The 15,253-nt window shown below is 62.6% G+C and carries 13 protein-coding genes and 1 pseudogene; 5 read left to right on the forward strand and 9 right to left on the reverse strand.

Annotated features, from left to right (window positions below; genetic code table 11):
* Positions 1-9: 9 nt before the first annotated feature.
* The gene (gene grxD, locus LHFGNBLO_RS24865) at positions 10-345 is read left to right on the forward strand and encodes a Grx4 family monothiol glutaredoxin (protein WP_029353656.1); all 336 of its coding nucleotides are present in this window, start codon (positions 10-12) and stop codon (positions 343-345) included.
* Positions 346-460: 115 nt separating this feature from the next.
* Positions 461-1,705, forward strand: coding sequence for a multidrug effflux MFS transporter (locus LHFGNBLO_RS24870; protein ID WP_258601952.1), 1,245 nt, complete (start codon positions 461-463; stop codon positions 1,703-1,705).
* A 23-nt stretch (positions 1,706-1,728) separates the two neighbouring features.
* Here LHFGNBLO_RS24870 and LHFGNBLO_RS24875 read toward each other — a convergent pair.
* From LHFGNBLO_RS24875 to LHFGNBLO_RS24905, 7 genes and pseudogenes are all read right to left on the reverse strand, one after another.
* Positions 1,729-2,557 (reverse strand): annotated as a pseudogene (locus LHFGNBLO_RS24875) (inositol monophosphatase family protein).
* Positions 2,547-3,440: a tRNA 2-thiocytidine(32) synthetase TtcA gene (gene ttcA / locus LHFGNBLO_RS24880; protein ID WP_258601953.1), complete on the reverse strand. Its 894-nt coding sequence runs from the start codon at positions 3,438-3,440 to the stop codon at positions 2,547-2,549. Before ttcA ends, LHFGNBLO_RS24875 begins: the two are co-directional and overlap by 11 nt.
* Before the next feature lie 143 nt (positions 3,441-3,583).
* Positions 3,584-4,201 carry a 30S ribosomal protein S4 gene (gene rpsD / locus LHFGNBLO_RS24885; RefSeq protein WP_006332867.1) on the reverse strand — a complete coding sequence of 206 codons (618 nt, stop codon included), beginning with the start codon at positions 4,199-4,201 and terminating at the stop codon, positions 3,584-3,586.
* A 304-nt stretch (positions 4,202-4,505) separates the two neighbouring features.
* On the reverse strand, positions 4,506-4,694 hold the full coding sequence (locus LHFGNBLO_RS24890; protein ID WP_258601954.1) for a DUF3008 family protein: 189 nt from the start codon (positions 4,692-4,694) through the stop codon (positions 4,506-4,508).
* A gap of 59 nt (positions 4,695-4,753) precedes the next feature.
* Positions 4,754-5,554 carry a glutamate racemase gene (murI, locus tag LHFGNBLO_RS24895; protein ID WP_258601955.1) on the reverse strand — a complete coding sequence of 267 codons (801 nt, stop codon included), beginning with the start codon at positions 5,552-5,554 and terminating at the stop codon, positions 4,754-4,756.
* Between the two features lie 109 nt (positions 5,555-5,663).
* On the reverse strand, positions 5,664-6,287 hold the full coding sequence (locus tag LHFGNBLO_RS24900) for a hypothetical protein (protein ID WP_258601956.1): 624 nt from the start codon (positions 6,285-6,287) through the stop codon (positions 5,664-5,666).
* Between the two features lie 89 nt (positions 6,288-6,376).
* Positions 6,377-7,243: an RNA methyltransferase gene (locus LHFGNBLO_RS24905; RefSeq protein ID WP_258601957.1), complete on the reverse strand. Its 867-nt coding sequence runs from the start codon at positions 7,241-7,243 to the stop codon at positions 6,377-6,379.
* A gap of 218 nt (positions 7,244-7,461) precedes the next feature.
* On the opposite strand from LHFGNBLO_RS24905, the gene LHFGNBLO_RS24910 reads away from it, so the two are divergent.
* From LHFGNBLO_RS24910 to LHFGNBLO_RS24920, 3 genes are all read left to right on the forward strand, one after another.
* On the forward strand, positions 7,462-8,673 hold the full coding sequence (locus LHFGNBLO_RS24910; protein ID WP_258601958.1) for an NADP-dependent isocitrate dehydrogenase: 1,212 nt from the start codon (positions 7,462-7,464) through the stop codon (positions 8,671-8,673).
* Positions 8,674-8,686: 13 nt separating this feature from the next.
* Positions 8,687-9,313 carry a glutathione S-transferase family protein gene (locus LHFGNBLO_RS24915; RefSeq protein WP_258601959.1) on the forward strand — a complete coding sequence of 209 codons (627 nt, stop codon included), beginning with the start codon at positions 8,687-8,689 and terminating at the stop codon, positions 9,311-9,313.
* A gap of 309 nt (positions 9,314-9,622) precedes the next feature.
* The gene (locus tag LHFGNBLO_RS24920) at positions 9,623-11,038 is read left to right on the forward strand and encodes an FAD-dependent monooxygenase (protein ID WP_413774731.1); all 1,416 of its coding nucleotides are present in this window, start codon (positions 9,623-9,625) and stop codon (positions 11,036-11,038) included.
* Between the two features lie 75 nt (positions 11,039-11,113).
* Here LHFGNBLO_RS24920 and alaS read toward each other — a convergent pair whose 3' ends face one another.
* Together alaS and recA are read right to left on the reverse strand one after the other, a co-directional pair.
* A complete protein-coding gene (gene alaS, locus LHFGNBLO_RS24925) occupies positions 11,114-13,780 on the reverse strand; it encodes an alanine--tRNA ligase (RefSeq protein ID WP_258601960.1) in 2,667 nt (888 codons plus the stop codon).
* 271 nt (positions 13,781-14,051) lie between these two features.
* On the reverse strand, positions 14,052-15,152 hold the full coding sequence (gene recA, locus LHFGNBLO_RS24930) for a recombinase RecA (protein ID WP_112561417.1): 1,101 nt from the start codon (positions 15,150-15,152) through the stop codon (positions 14,052-14,054).
* Positions 15,153-15,253: the final 101 nt, after the last annotated feature.

The following is a 15,253-nucleotide window of genomic DNA, read 5'->3' on the forward strand; positions in this document are numbered from 1 at the left end:
GGATTCTCCATGAGCGGCATCAACGACTACATCGACAGTGAAGTGAAGGGCAATGACGTCGTCCTTTTCATGAAGGGCACGCCCGGTTTCCCGCAATGCGGATTTTCCGGTCAGGTCGTGCAGATCCTCGATTACATCGGCGCTGACTATAAGGGCGTCGACGTGCTGACCTCGGCCGAGTTGCGCCAGGGCATCAAGGAATATTCCAACTGGCCGACGATCCCGCAGCTCTACGTCAAGGGCGAATTCGTTGGCGGTTGCGACATCATCCGCGAGATGTTCCAGGCCGGCGAGCTGCAGACGTTCCTCGTCGAGAAGGGCGTGAGCGTCAAAGGCGCCGCCTGAAGAAAACGCCGGGGTAGCCCCCGCCACGGCAGACAGTTAGCTCCCCAGTTTTGGGGCAAGACGGATAAATGCGCCGGCCTGCCGGCGCATATTCGTTTGAAAGATCGGACTTGCCGTGGACCAGCAATCAGAAGCGCCGCAACGGGCAAGCAATTTGCCCATTCCGCGCTGGGAATTCATTGCGCTGTGCGCAGCGCTGATGGCGCTGAACTCACTGGCCATCGACATCATGCTGCCGGCGCTGCAGCAGATCGGCGCCTCGCTGGGCGTGGAAAATGAAAACCATCGCCAGTATGTCATCACCGCCTACATCCTGGGCTTTGGCGGCGGGCAGCTTTTCTTCGGGCCGATCTCCGACCGTTTTGGGCGCCGCGCGCCGCTGGTCGCCGGACTGGTGATCTATGTCGCCGCGGCGGGTGCGGCGGCAATCGCCCCGTCATTCGCCACGCTTCTCCTGTGCAGGCTGGTGCAAGGTATCGGTGCCGCCGCCACGCGCGTGATTGCTGTCTCGATCGTGCGCGATACGTTCGACGGCCGGCGCATGGCCGAGGTAATGTCGCTGATCTTCATGGTGTTCATGGCAATTCCGGTCGTTGCCCCCGGCATCGGCCAATTGATCATGCTGTTCGCGACCTGGCATTGGATCTTCATCACCATGGCCGTCGGCGCACTGGTCGTCTCGGCCTGGTCGCTGCTGCGCCTGCCTGAGACGCTGCATCCCGAATATCGCCGGCCGCTGACGGTCGCGTCCGTCGTCGGCGGTTTCCGCATCGTGCTGACCAACCGCATTGCGCTCTGCTATGCCTTCGCCAGCACCTTCGTCTTCGGCGCCATGTTCGGCTTCATCGCCTCGGCGCAGCAGATCTATGTCGACGTGTTCAACGTCGGCGAGATGTTCCCCGTCATCTTCGCGGGTGTCGCGGGCGTGCTCGCCTTCTCCAACTATTTGAACGCGCGCCTTGTCGGCCGCATCGGCATGCGCCGCCTGTCGCAGGGCGCGTTGCTGTTGTTTCTGGCCATCAGCCTTGCCTGGCTGATGGTTTCGCTGGAAATGAAGATGCCGCTCTGGCTCTTCATCACCTTCTTTGCCTTAGCGATGCTGCCGTTCGGCGCGTTGGGTGCGAACTTCAACGCACTCGCCATGGAGCCGCTTGGGCAACTGGCCGGCACGGCGTCGTCCATTCTGGGCTTCATGCAGACCTTCCTCGGCGGCATACTCGGTACACTGATCGGCCAGGCTTTCAACGGCACGGTGACGCCGCTGGCCGCCGGCTTCTGCAGCGTTTCGGTTGCCGCGCTGCTGATGATCTTCATCGCCGAGCGCGGCAAGCTGTTCCAGCCGCACAACCCGCCGGTCTAGTCCACTCCAGATCCCCGGCCGGTCTATGCCGCCCAGAGTTCGCGGCGGATTTCCTGCCAGCTCTCCTTGTCCGGCGCGACAAGAATGCCGCCGTCGAGATGCGACGGCAGATAGGCGCTGCCGTCGATTCGCCGCGTGTAGCCGCCGGCCTCGGCATGGATCAGCACACCGGCCAGATGGTCCCACGGCATCAGCTTGTTGTAGACGACGAAATGAGCGTGGCCGCTGGCCAGCAGGCGGTATTCGTGCGCCGCGCAGCGATAGGCGAATTGCGACAGGGTCTTGGTCTGGTTACGCGCCAGCCGCGACCGTTCCGGCTCGGGCATATACTGCCAGGACACGGCACCGGTCATCTGCGACATCGGCACGGGTTCGGTCACCCGCACCTTCTCCAGACTGCCGTGTGCGTGCCTGATGTGACTGCCAGCCCCCCTTGGCGCCGATCAGCCAATCCTTGCCGACGGGATCGTGGATGATGCCGGCGACGGTCTCGCCCTTGACCACGACGCCAAGCATGACGCCGAACAGCGGCACGCCGGAGGCGAAGTTGAACGTGCCGTCGACCGGATCGATGACGAAGGCCAATTCGGCATCGCCGAGGCCGTGGAGCAGCGCCGGATTGTCGGAGCAGGCTTCCTCGCCGACGATCATCGCCGAGGGGTAGCGCTCACGCAGCCTGGCGGTGATGAGCCGCTCGGCATTGACGTCGGCCTCCGTCACCAGGTCGGCGGCAGAGGTCTTCTGGCGGATGTCGCCCTCACCCAGCCGGCGAAAGCGCGGCATGATTTCGGCAACGGCAGCGTCGGACAGAAGGTTGGCGAGCCAGTCGATCGCGCTGTCGTCAAATGTCATCGGGAGCGTCTTGCCTTGCATTGAGGGTTTCGTTGAGGGCAGCGAAATCGAACAGTTTTCTGTCGAGCATATGCGAGGGCCGCACATTGGCCATGGCGCGGATCATCGTGTCCTTGCGACCGGGCATGCGCTTTTCCAAATCGTCGAGCATTGCCTTCATGGCATTGCGCTGCAGGCCTTCCTGGCTGCCGCAAAGGTCGCAAGGAATGATCGGGAACTTCATGGCGCCGGCGAATTTTTCGAGATCGGGCTCGGCGCAATAGGCCAGTGGCCGCAACACCATGACGTCGCCCTCGTCGTTGAGCAGCTTTGGCGGCATGGCGGCAAGTCGGCCGCCATGGAACAGGTTCATGAAGAAGGTTTCCAGAATGTCCTCGCGGTGGTGGCCGAGCACCAGTGCCGAGCAACCTTCCTCGCGCGCGATACGGTAGAGGTGGCCGCGCCTGAGCCTCGAGCACAGCGAACAATAGGTGCTGCCCTCTGGGAGCTTGTCGGTGACCACCGAATAGGTGTCCTGATATTCGATGCGATGCGGGATGCCGTGGCCGTCGAGATAATCGGGCAGAATGTGTTTTGGAAAATTCGGCTGGCCCTGGTCGAGATTGCAGGCCAGCAGCTCGACCGGCAGCAGCCCGCGCCATTTGAGATCGAGTAGCACGGCGAGCAGGCCGTAGGAATCCTTGCCGCCGGACAGGGCTACCAGCCAGCGGTCGCCGGGCCTCACCATGGCGAAATCCTCGATCGCCTGGCGAGTAAGCCGCAGCAGCCGCTTGCGCAGCTTGTTGAACTCGACGGAGGACGGCACATCGGCAAACAGCGGATGAAAGCCGCCTTCGGCGTCGGCGACCGGTTCAAGTGATTTGGCGTCTGGCAGCATGTTCATGGCGCGTCGGCCCCGAAGTCTCTGTTGCCGCCCGCATTAGCGCATCGACCGGAAAATCCAAATCGATTTCAGAAAGCACGGCGCGGAAAAGAAAAAGGCCGCCTCGACGGGCGGCCTTCGATGGTGTCGCTGAATGCGTTCGATCAGCGCGAATAGAATTCGACGACCAGGTTCGGTTCCATCTGCACGGCGAAGGGGACGTCCGCCAGGCCGGGGATGCGCGCGAAGGTCGCGACCATCTTGTTGTGATCGGCGTCGATGTAGTCAGGCACGTCGCGTTCGGCCAGACCCACCGATTCCAGCACGATGACCAGCTGCTTCGACTTCTCGCGCACTTCGACGACGTCGCCCGGCTTGCAGCGGTACGAGCCGATGTTGACGCGCTTGCCGTTGACGTTGACGTGGCCGTGATTGACGAACTGACGGGCAGCGAAGATGGTCGGCACGAACTTGGCGCGGTAGACGACCGCGTCGAGGCGCGACTCGAGCAGACCGATCAGGTTCTCCGAGGTGTCGCCCTTGCGGCGATCGGCCTCTTCATAGACCTTGCGGAACTGCTTTTCCGAAACGTCGCCATAGTGACCCTTCAGCTTCTGCTTGGCGCGCAGCTGCAGGCCGAAATCGGAAAGCTTGCCCTTGCGGCGCTGGCCGTGCTGGCCGGGACCATATTCACGCTTGTTGACCGGGGACTTCGGGCGGCCCCAGATGTTTTCGCCGAGACGGCGGTCGATCTTGTACTTCGCGGATTCGCGCTTGCTCATCGCATTCCCTTTCAAAACAAACACACCCGGAACCTCATGGTCCGGGTGAAGGAAACGCGCCCTCCTCTGGCCTCCGTTTTCGAGACCTGACAGGGTTTTCCCACGCAACGCGGCGGAAAACCCACGGGACACGTCAGTTCAAACAAGACAAGGGAACGACAAACCAGTTACCCAAGTGTCTTGCGCATACAAAAGAAACCACCGGGCATTGCGGCCCGGCGTTGGTGGGCTGGTTAAACGGAGATTTGACCGGTGTCAAGCTTGTGGCTTCTGGCATCGCGCAAGGCGGTGCCGCGAACAGACATCAGTGTTTGGATTTCTTTTCGGGCAGGCCCTTGCGCTTGGTCTCGGCAAATTCCTCGAGCTGTTTTTCGCTCATGGATTCGTACATCGACTTAGACGCGCCTTGAAGCTCGCTCTTCTTCGTCTCGCCGCGCTTGGCGGACAGGGCCGCGCCGGCGGCCTTTTGCTGGGCTTTGGATGTGGCTGGCATGATCGGTTCTCCCGCTTGCGATGGGAGAAAACGCAGCGGCCGGGATGATGTTCCCTGCTTCAGGGAATCGTCAGCCCAAACCCCTGCATCAGCCGGCTGGTGGCGAAATCCACCTTGCCCGAGGTGAAGACAGCGATGTCGGGCTCCCCCACCGGCAGAGGTCCGTCGACCGGCGCGAGCAGCGACATCGCGCGGCGAGCAATCGCTTCGGCGGGATCGATCCAGTCTACCGGCCAGGGCGCGGTCTTGCGCATCCGGTTGGCCAGAAACGGATAATGTGTGCAGCCCAGCACGACGATGTCGGTGCGCGCGCCATCCCTTTCGACAAAGCATGGAGCGATCTCCTCGCGGACGATCTCCTCGTCGACAAATCCCTCGCGCATGTAGATTTCAGCCAGCGGCGCCAGGCGGTCGGAGCCAACCAGCCGCACATGGCATTTCTGCGCCCATTTGCCGATCAGGTCGCGCGTGTACTGGCGCTTCACCGTGCCCGGCGTCGCCAGAACCGAGACCAGGCCTGATCGCGTCCGTTCAGCGGCCGGCTTGATTGCCGGCACCGTGCCGACAAAGGGATGGCCGGGGAATTTCTCGCGCAGCGCATCGATCACCAATGTCGAAGCGGTGTTGCATGGAATGACCGAAATCTCCGGATCGAATCTTTCCAGGAGCGCGCCGAACAGGCCAAGTATGTGGGCGTTGAGCGCTGGCTCTTCCCACGCGCCATAAGGGAAGGCAGCGTCGTCGGCGACATAGACGAAGCGGCGGTCTGGCATCAGCACGCGGGCCTCGCGCAGCACCGTCAGTCCGCCAATGCCGGAATCGAACATCAGGATCGGGCGGGTGTTCGATGGATCGGTCATTGTCGTCGTCAGATCACGAGAGGCGGGGATCAAGAGAGGCGGGCTGGCCGATGATGTGGCCAATGGCGCTTCTATCTGGAACGATCATGGTCTTGAAGTGGCGAAATGCTCACGCAAGTCCCCGTTTGCCGAAGCCGCTTGGCCGGGGTCGACCGTTTCCTGGAATTGTCGGTCTCGACGGAGCCGGAGCCATCCCTGTGGCAGAGGCCGAAGCCTGCGAAGTCGTGCCGGCCGGCGACGAATACATTTTCGACTTCATGCTGCCGAGCGGCGCGGCAGGTTCATCGAAATCAAAAACCGACACCAGCTCCTCTATGTCGACACCTGCCGGCTTGGCCATCAGAAGTGTGACCCAAAGACCAAGAAGGGCGAAGCCGAGCAAGTTCAGGCCGGAATTGAAATCTTCAGCGCCGAAATCATAAACGAGCATGGTGCCGGCTTGCAGAACCGCGAAGATGGCGGAAAACACGATGTAGCCCCACAGGATCCACATCGATCCTTGCGCGTCGCGGCTCCGGCGCCAGGCGAAATTGCCGCGAAACAGGACAAGCATCAGAGACGTCACCAGGATCGCCGTGGCCAACCCCTCCCGGCCCGGACCAGGTCTGGAGTTCATCAAGCCCTCGAAGCCGATGGTCCAAGCGATGCACAACACAACCGTCACGATTTCCGCCACCAGCAGGGCCGCAGAATAGAAGAAGAAGCGAAGGCGACCGATTTTTGAGGTAAACATCGCAGGATCCACCGTTTTCAAAATCATGGATCATACCGAATAACATTCGGTTACTGGCGCAGCGCAGCCATTCGTACGACGAATTGGTCCTAGTCTTTGTCTGCCTTGTCTTTTTCTGCCGCCTTGGCGGCACGCGCCGCCGCTGCCGGAATCCGTCGCGGATCATCTCCAGGCGACCCGTCTCCGCGCGGCATCGCCGGCGAAAACCTGTCCAGCGACGAGATGATGCCGCGCAGCACCTTCAACTCCGGCTCGGCAAAGCCGGCGCGCGTCAGCACCGCGCGCAGATTGTCGACCATCTTCGGCTTCTTCGGCGCCGGGCGGAAATAGCCGCGCGCTTCGAGCGCACCTTCCAGATAGGCGAACAGGCCGTGCAGCTGTTCCTTGGTCGCCGGCAGCATGTCGGGGCTGGAGAAATTGGTTTTCGTCTCGTCCTCCAGGCCGGATTTCATCCATTCATACGACATCAGCAGCGCGGCCTGGGCGATGTTCAGCGAGGAGAAGGCGGGATCGACCGGAAAGGTGACGATCTCGTCGGCGAGACCGACTTCGTCATTGTAGAGGCCGAAACGCTCGCGGCCGAACAGGATACCGGTGCGCTGGCCCGTCGCATGGCGTGCCCTCAGCGCCCTGCCCGCCTCGACCGGTCCGCGAACCGGCTTGAAGCCGTCGCGCTCGCGCGCCGTCGTGGCCACGACAAAATTGAGATCGGCGACCGCCGCGGCCAGATCGTCAAAAACCGTGACGGCATCGATGACATGGTCGGCGCGGCTCGCTGCGGCGCGCGCCTTCTCGCTCGGCCAGCCGTCGCGCGGATTGACGAGACGCAGTTCGGCAAGGCCGAAATTGGCCATGGCGCGGGCGACCATGCCAATGTTCTCGCCAAGCTGCGGCTCGACCAGGATGATCGCCGGGCCTGCGGCGGGAATTTTGTCGGGGTCGTCGTTGGCTGGCATGGTGTCAATGAACTGCGGTTTGCGGCATTTCAGCGTCCCCTGCCACATTCGGCCGCGAAAATGAAGCTTTCACAAGGGACGCCTCGCGCCACGATCGAGCCAGCCGCGGCAGATCGGCGTTTGCGCGGCCAAAAATGCTTTGATATACGGGCCGCATTCCCGGCCGAAAGCCATGCGGGCAAGGCCGTTCCGTTCCCCAAAAGCGAGGCACTCTTTCCATGGCGAAGATCAAGGTGGCGAACCCGGTCGTCGAACTCGACGGCGACGAGATGACCCGCATCATCTGGCAGTTCATCAAGGACAAGCTGATCCACCCCTATCTCGACCTGAAACTCGAATATTACGATCTCGGCGTCGAGCATCGCGACGCCACCGGCGACCAGGTGACCATCGATGCGGCCAATGCCATCAAGAAGCATGGCGTCGGCGTGAAATGCGCGACGATCACCCCTGACGAGCAGCGCGTCGAGGAATTCAAGCTGAAGAAGATGTGGAAGTCGCCGAACGGCACCATCCGCAACATTCTGGGCGGCACCATCTTCCGCGAGCCGATCATCATGAAGAACGTGCCGCGGCTGGTGCCCGGCTGGACCAAGCCGATCATCGTCGGCCGTCACGCCTTCGGCGACCAGTACCGCGCCACCGACTTCCGCTTCCCCGGCAAGGGCAAGCTGACGATCAAGTTCGTCGGCGAGGACGGCAAGGTGATCGAGCACGACGTGTACGACGCGCCGAGCGCCGGCGTCGCCATGGCCATGTACAATCTCGACGATTCGATCCGCGAATTCGCCCGCGCCTCGCTGAACTACGGCCTGCTGCGCAATTACCCGGTCTATTTGTCGACCAAGAACACCATCCTCAAGGCCTATGACGGCCGCTTCAAGGACATTTTCCAGGAAGTCTACGAGGCGGAATTCGAGGCGGAATTCAAGGCGAAGAAGCTCTGGTACGAGCACCGCCTTATCGACGACATGGTGGCCTCCAGCCTGAAATGGTCGGGCGGCTATGTCTGGGCCTGCAAGAACTATGACGGCGACGTGCAGTCCGACACGGTGGCGCAAGGGTTTGGGTCGCTCGGCCTAATGACCTCGGTGCTGATGACGCCGGACGGCAAGACGGTGGAGGCGGAGGCCGCGCACGGCACCGTCACCCGCCACTATCGCCAGCACCAGAAGGGCGAGGAAACCTCGACCAATTCGATCGCCTCGATCTTCGCCTGGACGCGTGGCCTCGCCCACCGCGCCAAGCTGGACGACAATGCCGAACTGAAGCGGTTTTCCGAAACGCTGGAAAAGGTCTGCATCCAGACGGTCGAGTCCGGTTTCATGACCAAGGACCTGTCGCTGCTGATCGGCCCCGACCAGCCCTGGCTTTCGACCACCGGTTTCCTCGACAAGATCGACGAGAACCTGCAGAAGGCGATGGCCTGACCAAACGGTCAGCATGAACAAGCCAATCGTCTACGGGGCGGACTACAGCGTCTATGTGCGCATCGTCCGCCTCGTGCTCGCGGAAAAAGGCATCGACTACGAGCTTGTCCCGGTCGATGTCTTTGCCACTGAGGGCATTCCCGCCTGGTATTTCGAGCATCACCCGTTCGGCCGCATCCCCGCTTTCGAGCATGACGGGTTTCGCCTGTTCGAGGCGAGTGCGATTGCCCGCTATGTCGACGAGGCGTTCGACGGCCCGGCGCTGCAGCCCAAAGATCCGCGTGCGCGCGCAACGATGAACCAGATCATCGGCATGTTCGATGCCTATGCCTATCGGTCCATGGTCTGGGATGTCGCAGTGGAGCGGCTGGAGCAGGTGCCGCCCGACGAAGCCCGGATCGCCGGCGGCCTGCGGCAGGCGGAGACCGTGCTCACGGCGCTAACCTCGTTGAAGGCGCAAGGGCCGTGGCTGCTCGGCGACGAATTGACCTTGGCCGACCTGCACGCCGCTGCAATCATCGCCTATTTCGTCAAGGTCGCCGAAGGTCGCGAACTTCTCGCCCGCTTTGCTGACTTAAGCGACTGGCATTCGCGCATAGCCGCCCGCCAGAGCTTTACCCGCACCGAGAAAGCCGAGTGAAGCGTCGTCAGTCGGGAAGATAGATTTCCGTTTGGTGGTGGTCTTTACGTGCCCCGTGATCGGAGCCGACGACATCAGAAGGGAAAGCACCCACCCTCTCCACTTCATACATATGGCGCACAAGGGGCTTGCTTCAAGACCCGGCTCCCGCCGTAAAACCGCCGACCTAAACCAAGGCACGGAACCGGGAGTCGCGAAATGGGTGCTGTTGCAAACGTACGGATTGCGCGTGAACGTCGAACCGCGGATCGGGGCAGGCCGATTGCCGATCATGCAGTGGTGATCGCCGGAGGCGGTCCGACGGGGCTGATGTTGGCGGGCGAGCTCGCGCTGGCGGGCGTGGATGTCGCCATTGTCGAGCGGCGCCCTGACCAGACGCTCGCCGGCTCGCGCGCCGGGGGCCTGCACTCACGCACCATCGAGGTTCTCGATCAGCGCGGTATCGCCGACCGATTCCTCTCGCAGGGACAGGTGCATCCGGTCGTGCACTTCCACATCCCGCTGGACATCAGCGACTGTCCCACCCGGCACAACCACACGCTTGGGCTGTGGCAGAACCATATCGAGCGGATCCTGGCCGACTGGGTCGGAGAGCTGGCGGTGACGATCTATCGTCAACGTGACGTGACAGGCTTTGCGCAGGACGATAGCGGCGTCGACGTCGCGCTCTCCGACGGTCAACGTTTAAGGGCCGAATATCTCGTTGGCTGCGACGGCGGGCGCAGCCTGGTTCGCAAAGCCGCGGGCATCGAATTCCCCGGATGGGATCCGACAACGAGTTGGCTGATCGCCGAGGTTGACATGGCCGAGGAGCCGAAATGGGGTTTTCACCAGGATGCGCGCGGCATCCATGGGATCGGCAAGGTGGAGAATGGTGGGCCAGTGCGGATCGTTCTGACCGAGCAGCAACTCCAATCCGCAAGTGAACCAACACTAAGTGATGTCAGCGAGGCACTCATCGCCGTCTATGGAACCGACTACGGAATCCACAATCCCAAATGGATCTCCCGGTTCACCGATATGACACGTCAGGCTGCCGCTTACCGCGACAGACGCGTCCTGTTGGCTGGCGACGCCGCGCACGTGCATCCGCCGGTGGGTGGACAGGGCCTCAACATCGGCGTCCAGGATGCAGTGAACCTTGGATGGAAGTTGGCTCAAGTGGTCAAAGGGACTTCGCCAGATCGCCTCCTCGATACCTATCACTCCGAGCGCCATCCGGTCGCTGCCCGCACCTTGCGCAACACGATGGCGCAGGTGGCGCTTCGTCGCACGGACGACCGCAGCAAGGCCCTGGGCGACACCGTTTCCGAACTCCTCGGCATGGACGAGCCGCGCAGGCGAATCGCCGCGGAGATGTCCGGACTTGCCATTCACTACAACCTCGGCGAAGGGCACCCTTTGCTGGGGCGGCGGATGCCAGATCTCGATCTGCGCACCGCCAAAGGTCCGTTGCGGGTCTTCACCCTGCTGCACAATGCCCGGCCGGTCATGCTCAACCTCGGCAAACCCGGAAGTCTCGACATCGCGCCGTGGGCGGATCGGGTCGAGCAGGTCGACGCTCGATATACCGGTGCGTGGGAGCTTCCGGTCCTTGGCGCGATCGCCGCACCCAGCGCCGTGTTGATCCGGCCGGACGGATATGTGGCCTGGGTTGGGAGCTCAACCCGACAGGAGGCCGCTGAGGCGCTGACCGCCTGGTTCGGCCCACCTGCCGCGGGATAGCGTTGGGTATCGAGATTAGTTTCTTGGTAAGTGGCGCCACGCCATCCCAGGAGTGGCGCCCAGTCCTCCCAGACCTCAGGCTGCCTCGAGCGCCGCCCTTACCGCTGCAATCGCTTCGCCGGCCTTGGAGGCATCGGGACCGCCGGCTTGGGCCATATCGGGGCGACCGCCGCCGCCCTGACCGCCCAATGCGGCGGAGGCCACGCGCACCAGATCGACGGCACTGAAGCGGCCGACGAGATCATCGGTGACGGCGACCACGACGCTCGCCTTGTTGTCCTCGCCAGCACCGACGAAGACCACGACGCCGGAGCCGAGCGACGTCTTGCCGGCATCGGCCAGCGGCTTCAAATCCTTCGGCGAGACGCCCGACACAGCCTTGCCGAGGAAGCCGACACCGGCGACGGTCTCGTTTTCGGCAGGCGCGCCGGCTGCCGCGCCGCCGCCAAGCGCCAGTTTCTTGCGCGCCTCGGTCAGCTCTTTTTCGAGCTTCTTGCGCTCGTCGAGCAGAGCTTCGACGCGCGCCGGCACGTCGGCCGGCGAAATCTTCAACGTGGCGGCGACCGTCTTCAGCCGGCGATCCTGCTCATCAAGATGCTTGCGCGCGGCCTCGCCGGTCAGCGCCTCGATGCGACGCACGCCGGCGGCGACAGCACTGTCCGACACGACACGCACCAGACCGATATCGCCGGTCGCCCTGACATGCGTGCCGCCGCAGAGCTCGACCGAATAGGGCCGGTTGGCCTTGGCGCCATGCAAGCCGGTGCCCATCGACACGACGCGCACTTCATCACCGTATTTCTCGCCAAACAGCGCCATCGCGCCCTCGGCGATGGCGTCGTCGACCGACATCAGCCGCGTTCTTACCGGGCTGTTCTGCACGACGATCTCGTTGGCCATGCGCTCGACCTCTTCGAGGTCTTCGGGAGAAATCGGCTTGTTGTGCGAGATGTCGAAGCGCAGCCGCTCGGGCGCGACCAGCGAGCCTTTCTGCGCGACATGGCTGCCCAGCACCTCGCGCAGGGCCTCATGGATAAGATGCGTCGCGGAATGGTTGGCACGCAGCCTGGTGCGGCGCGCATGGTCGACCTTCAGCTCGACAGCAGCGCCCGTCTTGACCGTGCCGCTCGCCACCTTGCCCAGGTGAACGAACAGCCCGTCGGCCTTCTTCTGCGTATCGGAGATCTCGATCGAGAAGCCTTCGCCTGAAATGACGCCGGTGTCACCCATCTGGCCGCCGGACTCGCCATAGAACGGCGTCTGGTTGACGACCACGGCAACGGCGTCGCCCTTGCCGGCGCTGTCGACGGTCTTGCCGTCCCTGACCAGCGCCTGGATGAGGCCTTCCGCCTGCTCGGTCTCGTAACCGAGAAATTCGGTGGCACCGGTCTTTTCGCGCACGGAGAACCACACCGTCTCGGTGGCAGCGTCCCCGGACCCGGTCCAATGCTTGCGCGCCTCGGCCTTCTGCTGCTCCATGGCATTGGTGAAGCCGGCAAGATCGACCGAGATGTTGCGCTGGCGCAAGGCGTCCTGCGTCAGGTCGAGCGGGAAGCCGTAGGTGTCGTAGAGCTTGAACGCCGTCTCGCCATCCAGCATGTCGCCGGCACGCAGCGTTTCCGTCGCCTCCGAAAGCAGTCCGAGGCCGCGCACCAGCGTCTTGCGAAACCTGGTCTCCTCAAGCTTCAGCGTCTCTGTGATCAACTGCTCGCCGCGCTGCAGTTCCGGATAGGCCTGGCCCATCTCGCGCACCAGCGCCGGCACCAGCTTCCACATCAGCGGCTCGCTCGCTCCTAGCAACTGCGCATGGCGCATGGCGCGGCGCATGATACGGCGCAGCACGTAGCCGCGGCCCTCATTGGAGGGCAGCACGCCGTCAGCCACCAGGAACGAGGACGAACGCAGATGATCGGCGATGACGCGGTAGGACGCGACCGTTTCCGTGTCAGGACCCTGCCCGAGAGCAGATGACGCTGCGTCGATCAGATGACGGAACAGATCGGTTTCGAAGACACTTTCCACCCCTTGCAGGATGGACGCCATGCGCTCCAGGCCCATGCCGGTGTCGATCGACGGCCGCGGCAGATCGATCCGCTCGTCCTTGGTGACCTGTTCATACTGCATGAACACCAGGTTCCAGAATTCGAGGAAACGGTCGCCGTCCTCCTCGGGGCTGCCGGGAGGACCGCCCCAGATGTGCTCGCCGCGATCGATGAAGATCTCCGAGCATGGTCCGCACGGTCCGGTGTCGCCCATCGCCCAGAAATTGTCAGAGGTCGGGATGCGGATGATGCGATCGTCGGAAAAGCCGGCGATCTTCTTCCAAAAACCAGCCGCCTCGTCATCGGTGTGATAGACGGTGACAAGGAGCTTGTCCTTGTTCAGCCCGAACTCCTTGATGATCAGGTTCCAGGCCAGCTCGATGGCGCGCTCCTTGAAATAGTCGCCGAAGGAGAAGTTGCCGAGCATCTCGAAGAAGGTCAGGTGGCGTGCGGTGTAGCCGACATTGTCGAGATCGTTGTGCTTTCCGCCGGCGCGCACGCTCTTCTGAGCGGTCGTGGCGCGCGAATAGGATCGCTTCTCCAGGCCGGTGAAGACGTTCTTGAACTGCACCATGCCGGCATTGGTGAACATCAGCGTCGGGTCGTTGCGCGGCACCAGTGGGCTCGACGCGACGACCTCGTGGCCCTCCTTGCGGAAGTAGTCGAGAAAAGTCGACCGGATCTCGTTCACGCCACTCATGAATGCTGCCTTTTCGCGAAAACCGCCGGCACGCCGGCGGATACTGGTCTCTGCTTTCTTAGAAGATCGACTTGGCCTTTTAGCGGGCACGCTTCACCCTGTCCAGAAACACGGAATTGGGCCAACCAAGGAGCTATCAGGCCCGCTACACGCTGCCCAAAAACGAAAACCGCCGGCGCGAAGGCCGGCGGTTTGGAACGCGATACCAAGAACTCGATTACTTAAGCATCAGCTTATAGGCAAGATTTATGGCCGAACTCTGGCCGCTGCCTTACATGGCGCCGGATTCTTCCTCGAAGCCGTCGTCCTCGCCGCGCTCGGGGCCGCCATTTTCGAGGAATTTTTCGGCGATCAGCCCGGCATTCTGCCGCAGCGCCAGTTCGATCTCGCGGGCCGTGTCGGGATTGTCGCGCAGGAACAGTTTCGCATTCTCGCGGCCCTGGCCGAGACGCTGCGAATTATAGGAGAACCAGGCGCCGGACTTCTCGACCACGCCGGCCTTGACGCCGAGGTCGACCAGCTCGCCGGTCTTCGACACGCCCTCGCCATACATGATGTCGAATTCCACCACCTTGAAGGGCGGCGCCAGCTTGTTCTTGACCACCTTGACGCGGGTCTGGTTGCCGACGACCTCGTCGCGATCCTTGACCGAACCGATGCGGCGGATGTCGAGTCGAACCGAGGCATAGAATTTCAGCGCGTTGCCGCCGGTCGTGGTTTCGGGCGAACCGAACATGACGCCGATCTTCATGCGGATCTGGTTGATGAAGATGACCATGGTGTTGGAGCGCGAGATCGAGGCGGTCAGCTTGCGCAGCGCCTGGCTCATCAGCCGCGCCTGCAGGCCGGGCAGCGAGTCACCCATCTCACCCTCGATCTCGGCGCGCGGCGTCAACGCCGCCACCGAATCGACCACCAGCACGTCGATGGCGCCGGAACGCACCAGCGTGTCGCAGATTTCCAATGCCTGCTCGCCGGTGTCGGGCTGCGAGATCAAAAGGTTTTCGAGATCGACACCCAGCTTGCGGGCATAGACCGGATCAAGCGCGTGCTCGGCGTCGACGAAGGCGCAGATGCCGCCCTTCTTCTGGGCTTCCGCCACCGTGTGCAGCGCCAGCGTCGTCTTGCCCGAGCTTTCCGGCCCGTAGATCTCGACAATGCGGCCGCGCGGCAGGCCACCGACGCCAAGCGCGATATCGAGGCCAAGCGAGCCGGTGGGCACAGTTTCGATCTCGACGACCTGCTCGTTTGCACCGAGCCGCATGATCGAGCCCTTGCCGAAGGCACGCTCGATTTGCGACAGCGCCGCATCCAGAGCCTTTGATTTGTCCACCGCTTTGTCCTCTACAAGCCGCAAAGAATTCTGAGCCATGATACATCACCCCTTGGTCGTCAATGAAGGCCGGACAATCCGTAATCCCTGCTAGTTTGTACCTTTTTTGTTCTCGTTTGGCAAGGGGTAGCAAATATCTG

Source organism: Mesorhizobium sp. AR10, from assembly GCF_024746795.1.
Lineage (GTDB): Bacteria > Pseudomonadota > Alphaproteobacteria > Rhizobiales > Rhizobiaceae > Mesorhizobium.

Bases quoted from the DNA above. Each gene is read 5' to 3' on its own strand.
- grxD (WP_029353656.1), top strand. From the start codon at position 10: ATGAGCGGCATCAACGACTACATCGACAGTGAAGTGAAGGGCAATGAC.
- ttcA (WP_258601953.1), bottom strand. From the start codon at position 3,440: ATGAACATGCTGCCAGACGCCAAATCACTTGAACCGGTCGCCGACGCC.
- rpsD (WP_006332867.1), bottom strand. From the start codon at position 4,201: ATGAGCAAGCGCGAATCCGCGAAGTACAAGATCGACCGCCGTCTCGGC.
- LHFGNBLO_RS24890 (WP_258601954.1), bottom strand. From the start codon at position 4,694: ATGCCAGCCACATCCAAAGCCCAGCAAAAGGCCGCCGGCGCGGCCCTG.
- murI (WP_258601955.1), bottom strand. From the start codon at position 5,554: ATGACCGATCCATCGAACACCCGCCCGATCCTGATGTTCGATTCCGGC.
- LHFGNBLO_RS24900 (WP_258601956.1), bottom strand. From the start codon at position 6,287: ATGTTTACCTCAAAAATCGGTCGCCTTCGCTTCTTCTTCTATTCTGCG.
- LHFGNBLO_RS24905 (WP_258601957.1), bottom strand. From the start codon at position 7,243: ATGCCAGCCAACGACGACCCCGACAAAATTCCCGCCGCAGGCCCGGCG.
- LHFGNBLO_RS24910 (WP_258601958.1), top strand. From the start codon at position 7,462: ATGGCGAAGATCAAGGTGGCGAACCCGGTCGTCGAACTCGACGGCGAC.
- LHFGNBLO_RS24915 (WP_258601959.1), top strand. From the start codon at position 8,687: ATGAACAAGCCAATCGTCTACGGGGCGGACTACAGCGTCTATGTGCGC.
- LHFGNBLO_RS24920 (WP_413774731.1), top strand. From the start codon at position 9,623: ATGTTGGCGGGCGAGCTCGCGCTGGCGGGCGTGGATGTCGCCATTGTC.
- alaS (WP_258601960.1), bottom strand. From the start codon at position 13,780: ATGAGTGGCGTGAACGAGATCCGGTCGACTTTTCTCGACTACTTCCGC.
- recA (WP_112561417.1), bottom strand. From the start codon at position 15,152: ATGGCTCAGAATTCTTTGCGGCTTGTAGAGGACAAAGCGGTGGACAAA.